Raw genomic sequence first — 22765 nt, forward strand, 5'->3', positions numbered from 1 at the left:
TACCCGCCGGCCCTCCCGAACGTCGGCTCGAGGTTCTCGCGTGATCCTTCTCATCTCCGTTCATCTCCTGGCTGCGCTCGCCGCGCCGGCGATGGCGCGTGCCCTCGGGCGCAAGGTTTTCATGGCCCTTGCGATCGTGCCGCTCGCCACCTTCGTCTGGGCCGTGCTCAATGCGCCGGGCGCCACCCCCGTCACCCAGACCGTCTCGTGGATTCCCTCACTCGGAACCGATCTGGCGTTCCGGATGGGTGCCCTGCAGTGGCTGCTCACCCTCGTTGTGGCCGGCGTGGGCGCCCTCGTGCTCTTCTACTGCGCCTCCTACTTCCATGACGACGACCGTGTCGGCTCGTTCGCGGCCACCTTCATCGCGTTCGCCGGTTCGATGCTCGGCCTCGTCCTGGCCGACGACCTGCTCATGGTCTACGTCCTCTGGGAGATGACGACGGTTTTCTCCTACCTGCTCATCGGTTACGACATGACCAAGCGCTCGGCGCGCCTGGCAGCCATGCAAGCGCTGATCGTCACGACGTTCGGCGGGCTCGCGATGCTGGTCGGCATGCTCATGCTCGGTCACCTCGCCGGCACGATGCGTATCTCCGAGATCCTCGCCGACCCGCCGGCTGCCAGCGGCCTGCTGACGGCTGCCGTGATGCTCGTGCTCGTCGGCGCTCTGAGCAAGTCGGCCATCGTGCCGTTCCACTTCTGGTTGCCCGGTGCCATGTCGGCCCCGACCCCGGTGAGTGCCTACCTGCACGCCGCCTCGATGGTGAAGGCGGGCGTCTACCTCGTGGCCCTGCTCGCCCCGGCGTTCGCGGGTGTGCCCGGCTGGCGCGCCGGCATCCTCACCCTCGGTGTGCTCACCATGCTCGTCGGCGGCTGGCGTTCACTCGTGCAGTGCGACGTCAAGCTGATCCTCGCCTACGGCACCGTGAGCCAGTTGGGGTTCCTCCTCGTCGTCCTCAGTGTCGGCACCCGCGCGGCGGCTCTGGCCGGTGTGGCGTTGCTCCTGGCCCACGCGCTGTTCAAGTCCTGCTTGTTCCTCGTCGTCGGCATCATCGATCACAACGCTGGAAACCGTGACCTGCGCACCCTCTCGGGCCTCGGGCGCCGTTCGCCGGTGCTGTTCGCCGCGGCCGCGATCGCCGGCGCATCGATGGTCGGCTTCCCGCCCCTGCTGGGCTTCGTGGCCAAGGAGAGCGTTCTCACCGCCCTCGTCGACGTGACGGCCGGTGGCGACGGAACCGGCCTCGGACCGGTGGCGGCCTGGACCGTGCTCGCCGGAGTCGTCCTGGGTTCGATCATCACCACGGCCTACACGTTGCGATTCCTGTGGGGCGCTTTCGCCGACAAGCCTGGCGTCGAGGCCACGGACTTCAAGACTCCCAGCCCCGCTTTCCTCGCCTCGCCCGTCGTCCTCGCCGTCCTCAGCCTCGGTGTCGCGTTCTTCGGCGGGCCGCTGACAAAGTCGCTCGAGGGGTACACCCACCAGTTCCCGCCGGGGGCCCACGAGGCGAAGCTGGCTCTCTGGCACGGGCTCGGCCTTCCGCTCGGACTGTCGGTCCTCGCCCTGGTCGGTGGTGCGCTCATGTTCGTCGCGCGCCGCCCCATCGCTTATGCGCAGGCGAAGGTCGCCCAGCCGTGGAGTGCGCAGCGCGCCTACCTCTCGCTCATGCACGGCGTCGACCGCCTCTCCGTCGAGGTCACCGGTTTCATGCAGCGTGGTTCGGTGAGCGCCTACCTCGCGGTGACGCTGGTCGTCCTTCTCGCGTTCCCCGGTGTCGCCATGCTCATGGCGTGGACGCCGGACGTCCAGGTCCACGTGTGGGACACGCCGGCCCAGGCGGCGGCCGGACTCGTCGTCGTCCTCGCGGCCATCATGACCGCCCGCGCGCGTCGGCGCCTTCGCGCTGCGCTGCTCGTCGGTGTGACGGGGTACGGCTGCGCCGTCCTCTTCGTCCTGCAGGGCGCACCCGACCTCGCCCTCACCCAAGTGCTCGTCGAGACGGCCGGCGTCATCGCCTTCGTGCTCGTCCTGCGCCGTCTGCCCACCTACTTCACCGATCGGCCGCTGTCGGCACAGCGCTACGTGCGCGCCCTGCTCGGCCTCGCCGTCGGTGCCGCGGTCGCAGGCATCATGATCGTCGCGACGAACGCCCGCACCGCGCAGCCTGTCTCCGTCGGCTTCCCCGAGGCGAGCGTCGACTTCGGCGGCGGCAAGAACATCGTCAGCGTCACCCTCGTCGACATCCGTGCGTGGGACACGATGGGGGAGATCTCCGTGCTCGTGGCAGCGGCCACCGGTGTGGCGAGCCTGCTCTTCATCGGAACGCGCCGCTCAACGATTCGCCGCGTCGGGGACCTGCCCCAGCACCACGCGGCGGAACCGAAGACGAGCGGCTCGTGGCTCTCCGGGCCGAGCACACTCGCGCCGGAGAAGCGTTCCATCATCTTCGAGGTCGTCACGCGTCTCGTGTTCCCGGCCATGGTCATGGTCGGTGTGTACCTGCTGTTCGCAGGCCACAACTTCACCGGTGGCGGATTCGCCGGCGGCATCGTCACGGGGCTCGCCCTCGTCGTGCGCTACCTCGCGGGAGGCCGCTACGAGCTCGACGAGGCTGCGCCGATCGACGCGGGCACACTCCTGGGCGTTGGTCTCGTCATCGCGTCGGGCTCGGGCCTCGCGCCGCTGGCGTTCGGCGGCGCTGTGCTGGAGAGCTACCAGTACGACGTCCACCTGCCGCTCCTCGGTGACCACCACCTCGTGACGTCGCTGTTCTTCGACATCGGTGTCTACCTCGTCGTCGTCGGGCTCATCCTCGATCTGCTGCGCACATTCGGTTCGCGGATCGACCGTCAGATCATCTCCGAGGAACGCGACAACGACGCCACGAACGCGGAGGTGGCTCGATGAGCGCGAACCTGACCCTCATCATCACGGCGGCGAGCCTCATCGGCGTCAGTGTCTACCTGCTGCTCGAGCGCAGCCTGACGCGCGTCCTCGTCGGGCTGCTCATGCTCGGCAACGGGGTGAACCTTCTGTTCATGGTCGCTGCGGGGCCCTCGGGGCATCCGCCGGTCGCCGGCAAGGTGTCGGCCGAGGACATGACCGACCCCCTTCCGCAGGCACTCGTCCTCACCGCCATCGTCATCGCTCTCGGTACGACGGCGTTCGCCCTGGCCATGGCCTACCGCAGTTGGCAGCTCAACGGGCACGACGACGTCCAGGACGACGTCGAGGACGCCGCGATCCGTCGTCGCGCCCTGCGTGACGAGGCCTCCGACAGCTACGACCTCACGACCGGTGGTCCGGACGACGACGACTCCGCACCCGAGGAGAAGGCATGAATTACGTCGTCCCCCTTCCCGTTCTGCTGCCGCTGTTCGGCTGCGGCGCCGCACTGATGTTCTCGCGTCGCCCCCGGGTACAGCGCGCCATCACGGTGAGCGTCCTCGTCGCCGTCGTGGCCATCGCCTCGATGCTCCTCGTCGCCGCCGACCGGCACGGACCGCAGGTCGCGTGGCTCGGTTCGTGGCCGCGGCCCCTCGGCCTGGCACTCGTGGCCGACCGTGTGTCGGCGCTCATGCTGCTCGTGTCGGCCATCGTCACCCTCGCGGTCCTCGTGTACTCGTTGGCCCAGGGCGGCGCGAGCGAGGACGACGAGAGCACTCCGGTCTCGATCTATCACCCGACGTTCATGGTGCTCGTCGCCGGCGTCTCGAACGCCTTCCTCGCGGGTGACCTGTTCAACCTGTTCGTCAGCTTCGAGATGCTGCTCTTCGCGAGCTACGTCCTGCTCACCCTCGGTGGTACCGAAAGCCGGATCCGGGCGGGCACCATCTACGTCGTCATCAACATGGTGTCGTCGGCGCTGTTCCTCATCGCCATCGCGGCGGTCTACGCCGCGACGGGGTCGCTCAACTTCGCGCAGCTCTCCGAGCGCCTCGGCGACCTGCCGGACGGCGTGGCCCTCACGTTGCAACTGCTGCTGCTCACGGTATTCGCCATCAAGGCCGCTGTGTTCCCGCTGTCGTTCTGGCTCCCGGACAGCTACCCGACGGCGCCCGCGCCGGTGACGGCCGTCTTCGCCGGCTTGCTGACGAAGGTGGGTGTCTACGCCATCCTGCGCACCCAGACACTGCTGTTCCCCGACAGCCCGCTGTCGAACCTGCTGCTGTGGACGGCGTTCGCCACGATGCTCGTCGGCATCCTCGGCGCGGTCGCGCAGTCGGACGTCAAGCGAATGCTCTCGTTCACGCTCGTCAGCCACATCGGCTACATGATCCTGGGCATCGCTCTCGGTTCGGTCGAGGGCCTCGCGGGGGCCACGTTCTACGTCGTGCACCACATCACGATCCAGACCGTGCTGTTCCTCGTCGTGGGGCTCATCGAATACCGCACGGGAACAACGAGCCTGCTGCGCCTCGGCGGCTTGGCGAAGACCGCGCCGTTCATCGCGATCCTCTTCTTCATTCCGGCGATGAACCTCGCGGGCATCCCGCCGCTGTCGGGCTACCTCGGCAAGATCGGACTCCTGCAGGCGGCCGTCGCAGACGGCTCGACCACGGCCTACGTCCTCGTCGGCGGCGCCGTCGTGACGAGCCTTCTCACGCTCTACGCTATGGCGAAGGCGTGGGCGCTCGCCTTCTGGCGCAGTGAGGAACAGGCGCGCGAAATGTCCAAGGCGCTCAACGAGGCAGCGGCCGAACACGACGAGCCGTCCCTTCGACACATCACGAAGCGGGCCGTCGAGAAGAACGCCAGTGAGGCGGACCGGGTCATGCCGACGGACGTCGCGCTCGCTGCCGGCGCGACGGAGGAGGACGAAGAGGTGGACGACCTCTACGACAAACCGCTCCACGCCCGTGAAGGCGCGACTCCGCGCACGCTCATGTGGCCGACGACGGCGCTCGTCGCCTTCTCGATCGCGCTCACCGTCGTGGCTGGACCGCTTTTCGGCCTCACCGAACGTGCCTCTATCGACATGAAGGCGCGTACGCCGTACTTCAACGCGGTGTTGGGAGACGACCGATGAGTGATCGACAGTCGCCGTCCGGGCGTCGTCGCCGAGTGCGCTCGGTCTGGCCCTCCATGGTGCCGCTGGCCGTCGTGTGGTGTCTGCTCTGGGGCGAGTTCAGCCTGTTCAACATCCTCGCGGGCGCGCTCGTAGGTGCCGTCGTCGTCATCGCTTTCCCGATGCCGCCGTTGCACCTGCATCTGCGACTGCGCCCCGTGGCTCTGGCCGTGCTCGTGGGAAAGTTCGTCGTGGACGTCGTCGTCTCGAGCGTGCGGGTCGCGTGGACGACCCTTCGCCCCGGGGCGTCCTCGCTGACGAACGCCATCGTGCGGGTGGAACTCGCGACGCCGTCGGACTTCGTCCTCACGGTGGTCGCGCAGATGACCTCGCTCATCCCCGGAAGCATCGTCGTCGACGTCCACCGCGCGCGGCACACGCTCTACCTGCACCTCCTCGACGTGAACAGCGCCGAGGAAGCGGACGAGTTCCGCAAGCGGGTGCTCGAGCAGGAAGAGCGCGTGGTCGCGGCCATCGGTGGGTACGCCCACGACATCGACGAACGGAGCGACCGACCGGTCCGTGAGGGAGGAACCGAGCGATGAACGCCGTCTACCTGGTGTGCGTGGTCGTCCTCACGGCTGCAGCCGTGCTCACGCTCGCCCGCGTCACGATGGGCCCGACGATGCTCGACCGCAGCGTCGCGCTCGACGTGCTCATCTCGATCGTCATCTGTGGCCTCGCGGTTGAAGCCGCCTGGAACCAGCACCTGTTCACCCTGCCAACCCTCCTCGTGCTCGCGCTGCTCGGTTTCACCGGTTCGGTTTCCGTGGCGCGCTACATCCGAGGGTTCGACGACATCGAGGACGAGGAGGACGGAGCATGACCACGTTCTTCGACGTCGTTGCCGCCATCTGCATGATCACGGGCTCGCTGCTGGCGCTCGTGGCCGCGATCGGGCAGGTCCGGATGCCGGATCTGCTCAGCCGCACTCACCCCGCGACGAAGCCTCAGGTGTTGGGGCTCGGCCTCGTCCTGCTCGGCGTCGCGCTGAGGTTGCGTGAGCCGGAAGCTTTCGGGCTGCTCGCCCTCGTCATCATCTTCCAGCTCGTCACCTCACCGGTCGCGAGCCACATGATCGGGCGTGCCGCGGTGCGTACCGGCAACCGCGGGGAAGAACGCCTCGTCGTTGACGAGCTGTCCGAGGACCGCCCGCAGGGGCGAGCCGACGAAGGGGACGTTCCGGATCAGCGGTAGCCGCCGTGCCGACGCACGGCTGCTTCGATCTGCTCACGGTCTGTGCCCGCGGCCAGTAGCACGCTGACGAGCAGGCGCGCCTTGAGTGCATCGAGATAGCCGCCCATGACGACGCCGCGCTGCTGGAGATCGACCTCCGCCCCGACGGCGCCGTACGTCTCGACGAGGGCCGGGCCGGAGTGCGTACGGCTCGTCATGATGACGGGCATGCGCTCGGCGATGGCGCCGACCGCCTCGGCCCACCACCCCGGAACGTGGCCCGCGCCGAAGCCGGCCAGGACGAGGGCATCGGCACCGTCAGCGACGGCCTCCAGCGTGCGGACCGACTGCCCGAAGCCGGTGACGAGGACGGGTACCTCGACGTCCATCGTCGTCACGTTCGATACGTCGGCGCCGAGCGCAGAGCGCGCGCCCGGCGGAGAGAAGAAGTGGACGTGCCCCTCGAGCACGCGACCGGCGGGGCCGGTGTTGGGGGAGCGGAAGGTAGAGATGGACGCGCTGTCCGACTTGGTGACGTGGCGCGCCGCGTGGATCTCGTCGGCGAAGACGACGAAGGCACCCCTTTCGCGCGCCTCGGGGGAAGCTGCGACACGCACGGCCGCGAGGAGGTTCGCTGCGCCGTCGGCGCCGGCCATCGTCGGGTTTCGCATGGCGCCTGTGGCGACGAAGGGTCGCGGGTCGTCCCAGAGAAGATCAAGCAGGTAGGCCGACTCTTCGAGGGTGTCGGTTCCCTGAACGAGAACGAATCCGCCAGCATCGCTCGATCGTGCGCTCTCGAGAACGGCGAGCAGGTGGGCGTAGGTGAGTGAGCCGCTCTGTTCGCGAGCGACCTGCTCGGCCGTGACCTCGGCGTCCACCTGATCGAGGCCGGGCACGGCGGCGAGCAGGTCGTCGCCGCTCAGCGTCGGCCGTACCGAATGACCGTCCGCGGAGGACATGCTGATCGTGCCGCCGAGAAAGTACATCGTCACCCGTGCCGTCATGGGCGTCAGGCTACCGGCCCGTGTCGCGGCCCATCGATGGGGCCGGGTCAGCCGGCCCGAACAACACGACCGGGCAGGACAACTAGGCTCGAACGCATGAATGCCGAGGAGCTATGCCCCTGCGGTGGCTTCGCCGCCGAGACCTCGTACGCGCGTTGCTGCGCACCCTTCGTCGACGACGGCGAGCCCGCCCCGACGTGCGAGCAGCTCATGCGCTCGCGGTACACGGCGTTCGCCCGTCGGAATGCCGACCACCTGTGGCGGACATGGCACCCGCGCACCCGCCCGGAGCAGATCGCCGACCTCGACGGCGTGACGTGGTTGGGTCTCGAGGTGCTGGGCACCGAAGCCGGAGGGCCTGACGACAGCGAAGGCACCGTCGACTTCGCCGCCCACTTCCGCACCGACGCTGGGGAGCGTGGCGCCGTTCGTGAACACTCACGCTTCGCTCGCCGCGCCGGGCGCTGGTTTTACGTCGACGGCGACGAACTCGCCTGAATGTCGAGAGCGACAACTCGCTCCTGGCCGAGATCGACGAACCCGACCCGAGTGAGGATCGGCGCGCTCGTCGTCACCCGTCCCTTCACCACGGCATGCGCGTACCCGAGTTGGTGTGCGCGTCGCAGACGGGCGAGAAGGTTCGCGCGGTAGGCACCACACCCGCGCGCCGCCTTCGTCGACGATCCTCCCCACAGGAGAACGAGCCGATCGTCGGGGTAGAAGGTCAGGCCGCCGGAGGCAGCCGGTCGGCCGTCGAGCACCGTGACGAAGACGCCGCCGCGCCCCTGGTCGTACTCCTCCTGGCACGCCCGAGCCCTCACGTCGGGGCCCTCGTCGTTCGGGGTCTCGTTCTCGAACGCCTCATCGCTCACGGCATCCCAGGCCTTCACGAGGTCGGGTGTGGTGACAGGCTCGGTGGACACGTCGTCCGGCACCGGTACGTCCGGCACGCCCTCGCTCAGATCGAGTGCGAGCACGGACAACGTCTCGGCCACGTGCCCACCCCGCTCGAGGAGCCTGGGCTCGAGTGAAGGGTTCGGGGTGGCGCTGCTCAGGCCGCAGAACCACACCGTGTCGCGGCTCCAGGACCGCGCCTGCGCCAACGCGGCGTCGATGACGTCGTCAGCGGGGGAGCGCGAGGTGAGGCGGTGGGCCTGGCAGTGCTGCTGCAGCCACATCGGGTACTTCACCAGGGTGAAGGCGTCGGTGCGAACCACCTCCGCGAAGTCGGGCTCCCACACGATGACCGCAGCGGCCCGGCGCACTACGTCGACGTCCATGACGCCAGACTAGGCCGGGCGGAATCACGGGTGCGGCCATCGCCGCGCGTCACCTAGAATGAGAAGCGTTGTTCGTGGTGGCGTGACGACCCACCGGAGCCTCTTCGAAGACTCGGCGAACAGCACGCGCGTCCGGCGACACCGACGAGAGGCCGAAGTTCTTTCGGCGAAGGTGTGGTGGCACCGCGACCTGGCCCCCGCCCACACCTCCCGGGCTGCCCCCACGTGGGCGCACCCGGTCGCAGGTATCGCAAGCATCTTTCCGGGTGAACCCGTCGTGGACCGACCCGAAAGGAACATCATGCTTCGTACCCATGAAGCCGGAACCCTGCGCCAGTCGAACGTCGGTGACACCGTCACCCTCACCGGCTGGGTGGCCAAGCGACGCGACCACGGTGGCGTGGCCTTCGTCGACCTGCGTGACGCCTCGGGCGTCGTCCAGGTCGTCGCGCGCGACGAGGTGCTCACCGGCGCCGCGCACGGCCTGCGCTCCGAGTACTGCATCAAGGTGACCGGCAAGGTCACCGCCCGTGAGGCGAAGGACGTCAACCCGAACCTGCCGACCGGTGAGGTCGACGTCGTTGCCGACGAGATCGAGGTTCTCTCCGAGGCGGCTGCTTTGCCGTTCCAGATCGACGAGCGCATCACCGTCGGCGAAGAGGCGCGCCTCAAGTACCGCTACCTTGACCTGCGCCGTCAGGCCCCGGGCGATGCGATCCGTCTGCGCTCGAAGGTGTCGCAGGCCGCGCGTTCCGTGCTCGGCGAGCGCGACTTCGTCGAGATCGAGACCCCGACGCTCACCCGTTCCACGCCCGAGGGCGCTCGCGACTTCCTCGTGCCCGCACGCCTCGCGCCGGGCAGCTGGTACGCCCTGCCGCAGAGCCCGCAGCTGTTCAAGCAGCTGCTCATGGTGGCCGGCATGGAGCGCTACTACCAGATCGCGCGTTGTTACCGCGACGAGGACTTCCGCGCCGACCGTCAGCCCGAGTTCACGCAGCTCGACATCGAGATGAGCTTCGTCGAGCAGGACGACGTCATCGAGCTCGGTGAGTCGATCGCCAAGGCGGTGTGGAAGACGATCGGTGTCGACCTGCCGACGCCGTTCCCGCGCATGACGTACGCCGACGCCATGGCGAAGTACGGCTCGGACAAGCCCGACCTGCGCTTCGGCAACGAGCTCACCGACTGCACCGAGTTCTTCTCCGACACGACGTTCCGTGTGTTCCAGGCCGAGTACGTCGGCGCCGTCGTCATGCCGGGTGGCGCGAGCCAGCCGCGTCGACAGCTCGACGCGTGGCAGGAGTGGGCCAAGCAGCGCGGCGCGAAGGGGCTCGCGTACGTCCTCGTCGCCGAGGACGGTTCGCTCACCGGGCCCGTGGCGAAGAACCTCTCCGAGACGGAGACGTCCGGCTTGGCCGAGCACGTCGGCGCGAAGCCGGGCGACTGCATCTTCTTCGCCGCCGGCGCCACGAGGGCCTCGCGGGCTCTGCTCGGTGCGGCGCGCCTCGAGATCGGCAAGCGTTGCGAGCTCATCGACGAGAACGCGTGGAGCTTCCTGTGGGTCGTCGACGCACCGCTGTTCGAGCCGGCCGCTGACGCTGTCGCCTCGGGCGACGTCGCGGTGGGTGCGGGCAAGTGGACCGCCGTGCACCACGCCTTCACCATGCCGAAGGCCGAGTACCTCGACACGTTCGACACCAACCCGGGCGAGGCGCTCGCCTACGCCTACGACATGGTGTGCAACGGCAACGAGATCGGCGGCGGGTCGATCCGTATCCACCGCCGCGACATCCAGGAGCGCGTGTTCAAGGTCATGGGCCTGTCGGAGGAGGACGCACAGGAGAAGTTCGGCTTCCTCCTCGAGGCCTTCAGCTTCGGCGCCCCGCCGCACGGCGGTATCGCGTTCGGCTGGGACCGGATCGTGTCGCTGCTCGCGGGCGTCGACTCGATCCGCGAGGTCATCGCCTTCCCGAAGAGCGGTGGCGGTTACGACCCGTTGACGGCTGCGCCCGCCCCGATCACTGCGCAGCAGCGCAAGGAGGCCGGCATCGACGCGAAGCCCGAGCCGAAGAAGGAAGCAGCTTCCCCGGCTGCACCGGACGAGGTTTCGCCCTCGCAGTCCTGATCGACGGCCGCTCGTGCCCCGTCATCCCTGTGGGTGGCGGGGCACGCCCCTTTTTCCGGGCGATAGTTTGGGTCGCATGACTTCATCCCCGCGAGCTGTCCTTCTCGACGCCGACGGCGTGCTGCAGCACCCGTCCCACGACTGGGAGGCCGCCCTGGCCGACGTCGGGGGAGCGGCCTTCCCCGCGGCCGTCTTCGAGCACGAGCGGCCCGCCATGCGCGGGGAGATGACGATGCGTGAGGCGGTCCTCGCCGCGGCGCAGGCGGTCGGCAGCGACATCGATGTCGACGACACCCTGACGCTGTGGGGACGCTTCGACCTCGACGAGGAGGCTCTGTCCGTGGTCGACGAGCTACGCGCGCTCGGGTACCGGTGTTACCTCACGACCAACCAGCAGGACGTCCGGGTTGCTGCAATGCGTGAACGCTACGCAGACCGGCTCGACGGCTACTTCTTCTCCTGCGAGGTGGGCGAAGCCAAACCGGCGGGGGAGTACTTCGTCCGCGTCCTCGAGACCCTCGGCCGGCAGCCGGGTGACTGTGTCTTCGTCGACGACTCACCGGCCAACGTCCGTTCCGCGTCCGGCGTGGGTCTGCGCTCGCACCTCGTGGACGCGAGCCACAACGTCGCGAGTCTTCGAGCTGCCCTGCGCAGTGAAGGGCTCCTGCCCGACTGAGTTCCGCCAACGCACCACCCGATGAGTCTGCATCGCGACTCATCGGGTGGTTTGCGTCGGTCAGTGAGTGAAGCCGAACCTGGCGTGCCAGCGCTTGAGGAACGCCGGCGCCCACCAGTTCCACCGGCCCATGAGCGTCATCGTCGCGGGGACGAGGATCATGCGCACGAGCGTCGCATCGAGCGCGATCGACAGCGCGAGTCCGACGCCGAGCTGCTTGACGACGATCATCTTGGCCGCGGCGAAGCCGAGCATGACGATGATCATGAGCAGAGCGGCGCTCGTCACGATCCGGCCGCAGCGCTGGATGCCGACGGCCACGGCTCTCGCGTCGTCGTCGCCCTGTTCGTGCGCCTCGACGATGCGTGACAGGAGGAAGACCTCGTAGTCCATGGCGAGGCCGAACCCGAACGCCAACAGAATTACGGGAACGGTGGATTCGACGGCGTCGTTGCTCGTGTAGCCGAGCAGGGTTTCGAAGTGCCCGTTCTGGAAGATCCACGTCATGGCGCCGAGGCTCGCTGCCAGTGACAGCGCGTTGAAGATCAACGCCTTGAGCGGGAGCACGAGCGAACCGGTCATGAGGAAGAGCAGGACGAGCGCCGCGAGTGCGACGACGAGTGCCACGAGTGGAGCGCGGGCGGTGATGGCCTTGCTGTAGTCGTCGAGCTTCGCCTGTTGACCCGTGACCCAGGTGTCGAACTCGGGGCGGTCTGAGCGCAGGGCATCGACGACGTCGCCGGTTCGCCCGTTGGACGGCGTTGCACCGGCGACGCGAACACCGACTGCGACATAACCGTCGCCGAGATCGCGCGTCGGGTTGATGCCGCTCACGTGCTCAACCTTCGCAACGTCCCGTGTGGCCCAGGTGCTCGCGGTCGCGACGTCGGTCTTCGCGACGACGGTGACCGCGGGCTCGGCGAGCGCGGGGAAGTCCTCGCGCAAATCGGCGAGAAGCACCCGCTGCGTGTCCTCCTTGGGCAGCATCGTGCCGGTGGAACTGACCTGGCGCAGGCCGGCGAGGGGAGTGGCGAGCAGCACGAGCACGGCCACGACAGCGGCGATAGAGACCCAGATGTGACGTTGCACCCCGTGGGCGAGCGAGGCGAAACGACCCGTGTCCGCGTCCGGCACGACACGCTTGCGAGCGAGTCGCCGCGCCGCGAGGCGGGCGCATGCGGGGACGAGGGTGAGGGAAGCAAGGCACGCGACGACAACGACGGACAGGCCTGCGAGACCGACCGCCTTCGTCACCGAGGCCGGGAAGAGGAGCAGACCCGACACGGAGATGGCGACTGTCAGGCCACTGAACAGGACGGTACGTCCCGCTGTGGAGAGCGTGCGAGCCGTCGCGAGATCGAGCTCCGCGTCGCTCAGGTCCCGAGCCTCACGGTCGTCACCACGCGGGCGTGACAGTTCCTCGCGGAATCGCCCGACGATGAGCAGGCCGTAGTCGATGGACAGGCCGAGGCCCAGGATCGTCACGATGTTGACGACGGTGGCGTCGAGTTCGGTGAACTGGGCGAATCCGAAGAGGGCGAGCAGGCCGCCACCGATGGAGGAGATCGCACCCGCGAGAGGCAGGCCCGCTGCGATGAAGCCACCGAAGACAATGACCATGACGACGAGTGTCAGCGGGAAGGCGATTCCCTCCCCGGTGCGCAGATCCTCCTGGACCTGGTCGGTGATGCGCTTGAGCACCTCGACCGAACCACCGGTGCGAACAGCGCCGGCGTCGCCGACGACGGCCTTCGCGCGGCGAGTGACTTCGCTGGAGGCCCTCTCCTGATCGGCCTTGGCCAAACCCGGCTCGAGGTTCGCGACGAAAACGACCGATTGCGGGGCGGACTTCGAGGTGTACACCGCGGCCACGCGCGGATCCCGAGCCGCGGGGGTGAAGGCCGACTCGACGGACCTCGTGCGCGGGGCAGCGTCGATCTCCTTCTGCAGGCGCGGGCCGAGGGAGCGTTGCTCGGATCGGTCGAGACCGTCGATGCGCACGAGGACGCTGCCGCCGGCCTTGTCACCGGTGAGGAGCTTCTCGTTGCCGAAGTGGGACTCACCGGGGACGTACGGTTCCTTCTGCTGCAGTTGCCCGAAGAGTCCGCCCCCGCCGAAGGCTCCGCTCGTGCCGGCGAAAGCGAGCACGACGCCGACGAGCCACGCGAGTGCGATCCACTTCGCGCGACGGGCGACGAAGTGTCCGTAGCGCCCGCCCTGGGAGGTTCGGGTGGTCACGCAAGAATCCCGACGACGACGCAGACAACGGCAAGAACCATGAGTGCGGTCGGGAGCGGGAGGAAACGCACGGACTTGGCCGACGGGGTGCCGGTGGGGTTGTCGACGGTCTCTGCATTGAGGGCCTCGCGCAACGCACGTGACGATGTCGGCAATTCCACCAGGGATCCGGGTTCGGGGCGCCACGAACCCGCGGCGCCGGAGGTCTGCATGTCACGGTCACTGCGTGCCTTCTGGGAGCCGATTGCCCAGACGGTAGTGCGGCCACCGTCGTTGTCGTGGATGACGAGGCTTCCCCGCGAATCCGTGTGGGAGATGCCCTCCCACGGAAGAGTGACCTCACGCACGACGTTGCTCACGATCACGGCGTCCGCGGTGAAGCGCAGGCTCGGACGTGCCATGACACAGAACGAGAGCGCGGCGAACGCGGCGCCGAAGTACAGCATCGGGCGTCCGCTGTGGGAGAAGGCCCCGGCCACGGCAAGGAGCGCGCCGATGACGACCCCGATCCAGCCGATGTAGACGTTGAAGCGCTGCCTGGTCGCCTTGACCCTGCTCGGTTGGGACATGGTGCATCTCCGCTCTCGTTCTGGCGGCCCAACTCTAGCGGGGTGCTGTCGGGTCCACCTGATTGACTGGGCGCATGAGCGATGACCTCTTCTCGAACCAACTCGACGGTGAACGTCGCGACGGTACGGCAGCCAGCGGGGCCATGGCGCCCTTGGCCGTTCGAATGCGTCCGCGGACGCTCGAGGAAGTGCGTGGGCAGGGTGACGTCCTCAAGTCCGGTTCGCCGCTCCGTCGACTCATCGAAGGTCAATCGGGGGCTGCCGGTCCGATGAGCGCGATCCTCTGGGGTCCTCCGGGAACAGGGAAAACGACGCTGGCACACCTGGCCGCGGGCAGCGCCGACCGACGCTTCGTCGAGCTCTCCGCGATTACCGCCGGTGTGAAGGACGTGAGGCAGGCGATGGAGGAGGCCGGCCGTCACCTCGCGATGTACGGACGCTCGACCGTGCTGTTCCTCGACGAGATCCACCGCTTCTCCAAGGCACAGCAGGACGCGCTCCTGCCGGGAGTGGAGAACCGCACCGTCATCCTCGTCGCGGCCACGACGGAGAACCCCAGCTTCAGCGTCATCGCACCCCTGTTGTCACGCTCCGTCCTCGTGACGCTCAAGTCGCTGGACGACGAGCAGGTTGCCGCCGTCATCGCCAGTGCCCTCGCCGACGAGCGGGGTTTCGCAGGCGCGTTCACGCTAGCGGACGACGCGCGCGACCATCTCGTGCGCATGGCCGGGGGTGACGCCCGGCGAGCTCTGACGGCACTCGAAGCTGCCGCCGGCGTCACCACGGACGCAGGGGGGAGCGAGATCTCGCTGGCCTCGGTGGAACAGGCTATGGCTGCGGCCGCTGTTCGTTACGACCGTGCCGGCGACCAGCACTACGACGTCTCGTCGGCCCTCATCAAGTCGATGCGCGGTTCGGACGTCGATGCCGCGCTTCACTACCTCGCGCGCATGCTCGAGGCGGGGGAGGACCCGCGCTTCATCGCACGCCGCATCGTCATCGCGGCCAGTGAAGACATCGGCATGGCAGATCCGACGGCTTTGCAGACCGCAGTGGCCGCCATGCACGCCGTGGCGCAGATCGGCATGCCCGAGGCTCGCATCATCCTCGGCCAGGCCGTCGTCCACAACTGTCTCGCTCCGAAGTCGAACGCCGCCTACTCGGCGATCAACGCCGCCATCGCCGATGTCCGTGCCGGGCGCGGAGGCGCCGTGCCACCTCATCTGCGCGGTACCGGCTACGCCGGGGCGACGCAGCTCGGCCACGGGGCCGGATATCGATACACGCACGACGAACCGTCCGGGGTCGGGCCGCAACAGTTCCTGCCCGACGACCTGCTTGCGGACGCCGACTACTACGCCCCCACCTCGCGCGGCTGGGAGGAGCGCCTCGGCGAGCGGTGGCGCTGGCTGCGCACCACGATCCGTGGCCGTTGAGCCTGCAATGTGATGCAGGTCACTGCGTAAGGTTGCGAAAGTGTCGTCCCCGCTTCGCGATTTGTTAACCCTCGTCTCACCGGATGAGAAAGGTAACGATCTGGTGACCGTCGGGTCATGAGGCTTGATTCATACCTTCCCTGAGGCATGATCTGTGGGTGCGCACAGCGAGGCTCGTTCCCGCACCACGTTTTTCGCGCACAGACAGAAGCGCCTTACAGGGCGCAGCAACCGAAAGGGCAGAGCCTTGGCGATGGTCACCGGCGATCCGAACGTCGAGAATTTTTCTCCCGACGGTGCGGAGTCCGAGAGCCCCAAGAAGATCGAAGGGCGTTCGCTTCGGCAGATCGCCCTCGGTCGCCTGAAGAAGGACAAGGGCACCCTCGCCGCCATGACGATCGCGGCGCTGTTCATCCTGTGCGCGATCGCCTCGCCGATCCTCGACCAGATGGGCGTCATCGACCCCTTCACCAATCACCGCGAGTTGATCGACTCCTCGGGTAACCCGAAGGTCGGCATCAGTGGAAGCCACCTGCTGGGGGTTGTTCCCGGTAGCGGCACAGATCTGCTCAGCCGCCTCATGCTGGGTGTGACGTTCTCGGTCATCGTCGGTCTGTGCGCCACGATCGTGGCGATCAGTATCGGTCTCGTGATCGGTCTCATCGCGGGCTTCTCCGGCGGCAAGGTCGACTTCCTGTGCAGCCGCCTCATCGACCTGGTGTTGTGCTTCCCGACGACTCTCATGCTCCTGGCGCTGACCGGCAGCATCGTCGCGCGCCTCGAAGACCTCGGCGTGCCCAAGGGCAACGTGGCGATCGGGCTCTACGTGATCCTCGTGCTCGGCCTGTTCGGCTGGCCGACGTTCGCCCGTATCGTTCGTGGTCAGGTGCTCACCCTGCGCAACCGCGAGTTCATCGAGGCCGCGCGAAGCCTTGGTGCGACGAACAAGCGCCTGTACTTCACGGAGCTGCTTCCCAACCTGTGGGCGCCGATCCTCGTGTACTCGACGCTGCTCTTCCCGGTTTTCGTCTCTGCCGAGGCGGCCCTCGGGTTCCTCGGAGTCGGCATCAAGGCGCCCACCCCGACGCTGGGAAACATCATCAACGACTCGGTTGCCTACGCGCAGACCAACGCTCTCTACTTCTTCGCCCCGACCCTGTCTGTTGCTCTGCTGGTGCTGAGCTTCAACCTTGTCGGTGACGGCCTCCGTGACGCCTTGGACCCCAAGGCCGACCGCCACTGACACGTGGCACCCCGTACTCCTGACCAGCAACGGTCAGGCCAGTTGGATCGCCTCGGCGGATCCTGCTTCATCAAGGAGATGACGATGAACAAGAAGTCGTATTCCATCCTCGCCGTGGCGGTGGCTGGTTCGATGGGCCTCGCTGCATGTGGCGGCGGCTCGAGTGACAACAAGTCCGGGGGTTCGGGCGCCGAGGGGTCGGGTGGCACGCTCTACTACCTGACGAAGCGCCCCGCGGAGCACCTCGACCCGCAGCGCATGTACATCGGTCGTGACCTGTCCAACCTGGGTCGCCTGACGTACCGCTCGCTCGTGCAGTTCCCGGTCACGGAGGACAAGGCCAAGGCCGACAAGCCCGTCGCCGACCTCGCCACCGACACGGGCAAGATGTCGGACGGCGGCAAGACGTGGAAGTTCACGATCAAGGACGGCGTCAAGTGGGAGGACGGCAAGGACATCACCTGCGCCGACTTCAAGTACGGCCTGAGCCGCACGTTCGCCACCGACGTCATCACGGGTGGCCCGAACTACGCGATCGGCTTCCTCGACATCCCGAAGAAGGGTGACGCCCCCGCGTACAACGGCCCCTACAAGAAGGAAGGCCAGGCGGAGTTCGACAAGGCCGTCACGTGTGAGGGCAAGACGATCACGTACAAGTTCAACAAGGCGTGGCCGGACTTCAACCTGGCCGTCGCGTCGCTGCGTGCGTTCGACCCGTACCGCAAGGACAAGGACAAGGGCGACAAGAGCAACTACGCCATCTTCTCCAACGGCCCGTACAAGTTGCAGGGCACCTGGAAGAAGGGCACGGGCGGTACGTTCGTGCGCAACGAGCACTACGACGCCAAGACGGACGGCGTCCGCAAGGCCCTCCCGGACAAGATCGAGTTCAAGGAAGGTCTGACGAACGAGATCATCAACCAGCGTCTGATCGCCGACGGTGGCAAGGACAAGTCCGCCATCACGGACCGCGCGATCCCGCCGTCGATGTACGGCCAGATCAAGGGTGACTCGCAGAAGCGCTCGGTCAACGTCGAGTCGCCGTACGTCGACTACCTCGTCCCGAACTTCAACAAGATGAAGAACCTGAAGGTCCGTCAGGCCCTCCTCGCGGCGACGAACCAGGACGCCTGGATCACCGCTGGCGGTGGCGACAAGGCCTACGCACCCTCGTACTCGATCATCAACCCCGCGCTGACCACCGCCTACGCCAAGAACCCGGCGTTCACGGACGTTCCGAAGGGCAACATCGAGAAGGCGAAGAAGCTCCTCGAGGGCGTTCCGGCGTCCGAGAAGAACATCAAGTTCACCTACTCCGGTGGTACGCCGACCGCCGACAAGCAGGCCGGCGCCATGAAGGACAACTGGGAGAAGGCCGGCTTCAAGGTCACGCTCAACGGTCTGACCGACACGTACTACGACGTCATCCAGAACCCGAAGGCCGACGGCGACGTGTTCTGGGGCGGCTGGGGTTCGGACTGGCCGTCGGCCAGCACCGTCATCCCGGCACTCTTCGACAGCCGGCTCAACCTGACCGAGAAGTCGAACGGCCAGGACTACGGCAACTACAAGTCGGACGAGGTCAACAAGATGATCGACGAGGCGGCCAAGAAGACGTCCGTCGACGAGGCCGGTGAGGTCTACAAGCAGATCGACAAGAAGCTCGGTGAGGACGTTGCGTACATCCCGCTCGAGATCCAGAAGTTCTACTACCTGCGTGGCTCGAAGGTGACGAACTACATCAACAACCCGGCGACCTCGATGTACCCCGACCTGGGTGCCGTCGGCGTCTCCAAGTGATCGCCTGATCACCACCTGACCGGCGGGGCATCCACCGATGCCCCGCCGGTTCGCCGGTCGCAGACCGGCTTTCGAACTCATCCTGTTCCCCGTTCGAGAGGACAGCCCGCGAGGGCCGGAAGCTCATGGTTGCCTACGTCATCCGCCGAATCTTCTCGGGTCTGATCATGCTCCTCATGGTCACGCTCGTGACGTTCGTGCTCTTCTTCGCCGCCGGCAAGGACCCGGCCCGTCAGACCTGCGGCAAGAACTGCACGCCGCAGCTAATCGAGCAGAACCGTAAGGCCCTCGGGTACGACAAGCCGGTTCTCGTTCAGTGGGGTGACTTCGTCAAGGGCACAGTCGCCGGGCGCGAGTTCCCCGACGACCCCGAACTGAAGGCGAAGGCGCCGGAGACGATCGCCGAGTGCGAGGCTCCTTGCCTCGGGTACTCCCCGTTGGCAAGTCAGAGCGTGACGGACGCGGTGAAGGAAGCGTTCCCCATCTCGTTCTCCATCGCCATCGTCGCGTTCACGTTGGTGATAGTCCTGGGGGTCGGGCTCGGCATCGTCGCGGCTTTGACGAACGGGACGTTCGTCGACAAATCCGTCGTCGGTACCGCTCTGTTCTTCTACTCCTTCCCGACCTTCGCGATGGGGCTTCTGCTCTACCAGTTCGTCGCACTCAAGTGGGGCCTGGTCGAAGTGCCCGAGTACGTCACGATCGAAGAAGGCGGGCTCTTGAGCTGGTTCAAGGGTTTGCTGCTCCCGGCGCTCACCCTGGCGCTGTTCACGGCCGCCGGATATGTCCGTATGACGCGTGCCTATGTACTCGAGACCATGAGCGAGGACTACTTGCGTACGGCCAAGGCCAAGGGTCTGGCCAAGGGCAAGATCCTGTGGAAGCACACGATGCGTGCTGCCGTCACCCCGATCATGACGATGGCCGGTATCGACTTCGCCGTCCTGGTCGGCGGCGCACCGATCACGGAATCGGTCTTCAACTACGACGGTCTGGGCAAGCTGGTCGTCAACTCGACGCTCGTTCCGGACCTGCCCATGAACGTCGGTATTGTCGTCGTCCTGTCGGCGCTCGTCATCGTGATGAACATCGTCGTCGACGTGCTCTACGCGGTCGTCGACCCGCGCGTGAAGCTGGGATGAGGGAGAACCGCATGTTTGACAAGCTCAAGAAGAACTCCGGCGGTTCGACGCCCAACTCGAACGCCCGTCACCTCGGCAGTGACTCGCGGAGCGTCACCGACAAGGTCGGGGACGCGGCCGAGGCCGCAGTGTCGAAGGCCGGGGACGCTGTCGCCACCGCCGCTGCCAAGGTGGGCGCCGGTGACGCCAAGCACGCACAGGAGCGCTTCACCGCTTCGGCTGAGAAGCCCGGCAAGAAGGTCGTCGACAAGTCCGGCCGTCCGCTGCTGTCGGTGCGCGACCTCAAGGTCCACTGGCCGACCGACGACGGTGTCGTCAAGTCGGTCGACGGTGTGAGCTTCGACCTCTACGAGGGCCAGACCCTTGGCATCGTCGGTGAGTCCGGTTCGGGCAAGTCGGTCACGAGTACGACAATCCTCGGTCTGAACCGCGGAACCAACGCGCAGATCAGTGGCCAGATCGACTTCGACGGTGACGACCTGCTCACCATCAAGGAAGACCGCCTTCGCGAACTGCGCGGCCAGAAGATGTCGATGATCTTCCAGGACCCGCTCTCGGCGCTGCACCCGTACTACACGGTCGGCGCGCAGATCATCGAGGCCTACAAGGTTCACCACCCGAAGGCCTCGAAGAAGGAAGCTCGCGAGCACACCATCGAGATGCTCGCCCGTGTCGGCATCCCGTCCCCGCAGAAGCGCGTCGACCAGTACCCGCACGAGTTCTCCGGCGGTATGCGTCAGCGCGCGATGACGGCCATGGCGCTCGTCAACGACCCCAAGCTGCTCATCGCGGACGAGCCCACCACGGCGCTCGACGTGACGGTCCAGGCGCAGATTCTGGACCTCATGCTGGACCTCCAGCAGGAGTTCAAGTCGGCGATCATCATCATCACGCACGACCTCGGCGTCGTTGCCGATGTCGCCGACGACCTGCTCGTCATGTATGCTGGCCGACCCGTCGAGCGCGGTGATGTCTACGACACCTTCGCGAAGCCGCAGCACCCGTACACCGTCGGACTGCTCAACTCGATGCCGCGCCTCGACGAGGCACGCCGCGAGAAGCTCGACCCGATCCCCGGTAACCCTCCGTCGCTCATCAGCCTGCCCAAGGGCTGCTCGTTCGCTCCCCGCTGCGCCTTCAGGCATCTCGTTCCTGGCAACCGGTGCGACACCGAGATGCCGGATCTCTACACGTTCGGTGATCAGCAGGCCCGCTGCTTCCTCACCGAGGAGCAGAAGGCCGAGCACATGAAGCCGGCGCAGGCCCGCACCATGGACACCCCCGCCGCCGCTGGACCCGTCGAGGCCCACGGCTCCACCAAGCTGGGAGACGACGCATGACCACCCCCGCACAGGAGAACACCGTCGAGGGCGCCAAGCAGGTCGCCGTCGGTGAAGAGGTGCTGCGTGTCCGCGGCCTTCAGAAGCACTTCCCGCAGAAGAAAGCGGGCCTCATCCGTCGCCCCGACAACCCCGTCAAGGCTGTCGACGGCATCGACCTCGTCGTCCACCGCGGCGAGACGGTCGGGCTGGTGGGGGAGTCGGGTTGTGGCAAGTCGACCGCCGGGCGCACGATGCTCAAGCTCCTCGAACCCACGGGCGGCACCATCGAGTTCGCCGGTGAGGACATCACCAACTTCAAGGGCGGTGACCTGCGTCGCATCCGTCGTGAGTTGCAGATGGTCTTCCAGGACCCGCACGGCTCGCTCAACCCGCGTCACACGGTCGGCAAGATCATCGCGGCGCCGTTCGACATCCAGGGCGTCAAGCCCGAGGGGGGTGTGAAGAACGCGGTTCAGGAGCTCATGGAGCGCGTCGGTCTCAACCCCGAGCACTACAACCGCTACCCGCACGAGTTCTCGGGTGGTCAGCGTCAGCGCATCGGTGTGGCGCGAGCCATCGCGCTCAAGCCCCAGGTGATCGTCTGTGACGAGCCGGTGTCGGCGCTCGACGTGTCGATCCAGGCTCAGGTCGTCAACCTGCTGGAGGAGATCCAGGAGAGCGACAAGATGGCGTACGTCTTCGTCGCACACGACCTGTCCGTCGTGCGTCACATCTCCGACCGCGTCATCGTCATGTACCTGGGCAAGGTGATGGAGGACGCGAATCGCGACACGCTCTACGAGCGGCCGCAGCATCCGTACACGCACGCGTTGCTCTCGGCTGTGCCGATTCCGGACCCGACGCTCAAGGGCAAGCGTGAGCGCATCCTGCTCAAGGGCGACCTGCCCAGCCCGCAGAACCCGCCGTCGGGTTGCGTGTTCCGCACGCGTTGCCCCAAGGCTCAGGACCTGTGCGCCCAGGTCGTGCCCGAGGCCACCGAGGTGGCGCCGGGCCACCGCGTCGCCTGCCACTTCCCGGAGGTTCGCACCGACGTCGTGTGACGTGGGGTCGATCGGTCAGTGCCGCGCGGCCACATCGGTGGCCGACTCAGCTCAATAGGTTTGCGCACTGTGCGCGTCACAGCCCTCCCGCTCCCGCGCGGGAGGGCTGTGACGTGTGCGGTCACAATGGGCGCGTAAGAAGGGGTGTGACGAGATGAGCGTTTCCGTGGGTGAGATCGCCGGGTTCATTGCGGCGGTGGCGTTCGCCGTACTCGTGTGGCGCCTCGGCGGCGTCATCAACAAGGCCGGCGCCGTTCTCGACGAGGCCAGCGCCGCTGTGCGGAAGGTGAGCGACGAGACCCTGCCGCTCATCACCGAGATGACGAACACCGTTTCTGCGACCAACGGCCAGATCGAACGACTCGACGCCATCACCGCCAACCTTGCGACCATGTCGAACAACCTCAACGCGCTGACCTCGCTCACCGTGGCAACCGTCGGCCGGCCGATGCTCAAGGTCGCTTCGGTGGGCTACGGCATCAAGCAGGCGATGAGCGGGAAGACCTCAGGGAGCGTGACGAAGCAGCGTTGACCCGCTGCGCATCGCGACCCGCGCCGGTGGGGGCACTCGAACTCCCGTCGCGCATGGGATGATGGCGGACGCACACCCGTACGACACCT

The 22765-nt window shown here is 67.1% G+C and carries 20 protein-coding genes; 16 read left to right on the forward strand and 4 right to left on the reverse strand.

The genetic code is table 11. The annotated features are described in order from the left end of the window. Positions 1-40: 40 nt before the first annotated feature. The 6 genes from IM689_RS13835 to mnhG are packed head-to-tail and all read left to right on the forward strand — an operon-like array spanning position 41 to position 6269. Positions 41-2911: a Na+/H+ antiporter subunit A gene (locus IM689_RS13835; protein ID WP_193644450.1), complete on the forward strand. Its 2871-nt coding sequence runs from the start codon at positions 41-43 to the stop codon at positions 2909-2911. Beyond that, the gene (locus IM689_RS13840) at positions 2908-3345 is read left to right on the forward strand and encodes a Na(+)/H(+) antiporter subunit C (RefSeq protein ID WP_047312668.1); all 438 of its coding nucleotides are present in this window, start codon (positions 2908-2910) and stop codon (positions 3343-3345) included. The genes IM689_RS13835 and IM689_RS13840 overlap by 4 nt, the downstream gene beginning before the upstream one ends. Next, positions 3342-5033 carry a Na+/H+ antiporter subunit D gene (locus tag IM689_RS13845; protein ID WP_193644451.1) on the forward strand — a complete coding sequence of 564 codons (1692 nt, stop codon included), beginning with the start codon at positions 3342-3344 and terminating at the stop codon, positions 5031-5033. Before IM689_RS13840 ends, IM689_RS13845 begins: the two co-directional genes overlap by 4 nt. Continuing rightward, positions 5030-5617, forward strand: coding sequence for a Na+/H+ antiporter subunit E (locus IM689_RS13850; protein ID WP_193644452.1), 588 nt, complete (start codon positions 5030-5032; stop codon positions 5615-5617). The genes IM689_RS13845 and IM689_RS13850 overlap by 4 nt, the downstream gene beginning before the upstream one ends. Then, the gene (locus tag IM689_RS13855; protein WP_047312671.1) at positions 5614-5898 is read left to right on the forward strand and encodes a monovalent cation/H+ antiporter complex subunit F; all 285 of its coding nucleotides are present in this window, start codon (positions 5614-5616) and stop codon (positions 5896-5898) included. Before IM689_RS13850 ends, IM689_RS13855 begins: the two co-directional genes overlap by 4 nt. Next, positions 5895-6269 (forward strand): monovalent cation/H(+) antiporter subunit G, encoded by a 375-nt coding sequence (mnhG, locus tag IM689_RS13860; RefSeq protein ID WP_193644453.1) that lies wholly within the window; start codon positions 5895-5897, stop codon positions 6267-6269. The genes IM689_RS13855 and mnhG overlap by 4 nt, the downstream gene beginning before the upstream one ends. On the opposite strand, the gene IM689_RS13865 is transcribed toward mnhG, so the two are convergent. Continuing rightward, positions 6260-7252 carry an asparaginase gene (locus IM689_RS13865; protein ID WP_193644454.1) on the reverse strand — a complete coding sequence of 331 codons (993 nt, stop codon included), beginning with the start codon at positions 7250-7252 and terminating at the stop codon, positions 6260-6262. The two genes, mnhG and IM689_RS13865, sit on opposite strands and share 10 nt — an antisense overlap. 96 nt (positions 7253-7348) lie before the next feature. On the opposite strand from IM689_RS13865, the gene IM689_RS13870 reads away from it, so the two are divergent. Next, positions 7349-7750, forward strand: a complete 402-nt coding sequence (locus IM689_RS13870; RefSeq protein ID WP_193644455.1) for a YchJ family protein — start codon at positions 7349-7351, stop codon at positions 7748-7750. Here the strand turns inward: IM689_RS13870 and IM689_RS13875 are convergent. Further along, a complete protein-coding gene (locus tag IM689_RS13875; RefSeq protein WP_193644456.1) occupies positions 7723-8532 on the reverse strand; it encodes a GNAT family N-acetyltransferase in 810 nt (269 codons plus the stop codon). The genes IM689_RS13870 and IM689_RS13875 overlap by 28 nt on opposite strands. 301 nt (positions 8533-8833) lie before the next feature. Here IM689_RS13875 and aspS point away from each other — a divergent pair, with 301 nt between their 5' ends. Together aspS and IM689_RS13885 are read left to right on the forward strand one after the other, a co-directional pair. After that, entirely contained in the window at positions 8834-10657 is a 1824-nt protein-coding gene (gene aspS, locus IM689_RS13880) for an aspartate--tRNA ligase (protein WP_193644457.1), read from the forward strand. A 76-nt stretch (positions 10658-10733) separates the two neighbouring features. Then, positions 10734-11333, forward strand: coding sequence for an HAD-IA family hydrolase (locus tag IM689_RS13885; protein WP_193644458.1), 600 nt, complete (start codon positions 10734-10736; stop codon positions 11331-11333). Positions 11334-11393: 60 nt separating this feature from the next. Here IM689_RS13885 and IM689_RS13890 read toward each other — a convergent pair whose 3' ends face one another. Beyond that, entirely contained in the window at positions 11394-13571 is a 2178-nt protein-coding gene (locus IM689_RS13890; RefSeq protein WP_193644459.1) for an MMPL family transporter, read from the reverse strand. Beyond that, positions 13568-14140, reverse strand: a complete 573-nt coding sequence (locus IM689_RS13895; RefSeq protein WP_193644460.1) for a PH domain-containing protein — start codon at positions 14138-14140, stop codon at positions 13568-13570. The genes IM689_RS13890 and IM689_RS13895 overlap by 4 nt, the downstream gene beginning before the upstream one ends. A gap of 74 nt (positions 14141-14214) precedes the next feature. Between IM689_RS13895 and IM689_RS13900 the strand changes: the two genes are divergently transcribed. From IM689_RS13900 to IM689_RS13930, 7 genes are all read left to right on the forward strand, one after another. Next, on the forward strand, positions 14215-15576 hold the full coding sequence (locus IM689_RS13900) for a replication-associated recombination protein A (protein ID WP_193644461.1): 1362 nt from the start codon (positions 14215-14217) through the stop codon (positions 15574-15576). A gap of 253 nt (positions 15577-15829) precedes the next feature. Further along, positions 15830-16819, forward strand: coding sequence for an ABC transporter permease (locus IM689_RS13905; RefSeq protein ID WP_193644497.1), 990 nt, complete (start codon positions 15830-15832; stop codon positions 16817-16819). Positions 16820-16903: 84 nt separating this feature from the next. Then, a complete protein-coding gene (locus IM689_RS13910) occupies positions 16904-18619 on the forward strand; it encodes an ABC transporter substrate-binding protein (protein ID WP_227484882.1) in 1716 nt (571 codons plus the stop codon). 125 nt (positions 18620-18744) lie between these two features. Then, positions 18745-19761 carry an ABC transporter permease gene (locus IM689_RS13915; RefSeq protein ID WP_193644462.1) on the forward strand — a complete coding sequence of 339 codons (1017 nt, stop codon included), beginning with the start codon at positions 18745-18747 and terminating at the stop codon, positions 19759-19761. An 11-nt stretch (positions 19762-19772) separates the two neighbouring features. Beyond that, positions 19773-21101, forward strand: a complete 1329-nt coding sequence (locus IM689_RS13920) for an ABC transporter ATP-binding protein (protein ID WP_227484883.1) — start codon at positions 19773-19775, stop codon at positions 21099-21101. Continuing rightward, the gene (locus IM689_RS13925) at positions 21098-22144 is read left to right on the forward strand and encodes an ABC transporter ATP-binding protein (protein ID WP_193644463.1); all 1047 of its coding nucleotides are present in this window, start codon (positions 21098-21100) and stop codon (positions 22142-22144) included. The genes IM689_RS13920 and IM689_RS13925 overlap by 4 nt, the downstream gene beginning before the upstream one ends. 154 nt (positions 22145-22298) lie before the next feature. Next, positions 22299-22676 (forward strand): DUF948 domain-containing protein, encoded by a 378-nt coding sequence (locus IM689_RS13930; protein WP_193644464.1) that lies wholly within the window; start codon positions 22299-22301, stop codon positions 22674-22676. Positions 22677-22765 lie beyond the last annotated feature (89 nt).

This window comes from Dermacoccus barathri, assembly GCF_015070805.1.
Classification (GTDB): domain Bacteria; phylum Actinomycetota; class Actinomycetes; order Actinomycetales; family Dermatophilaceae; genus Dermacoccus; species Dermacoccus abyssi.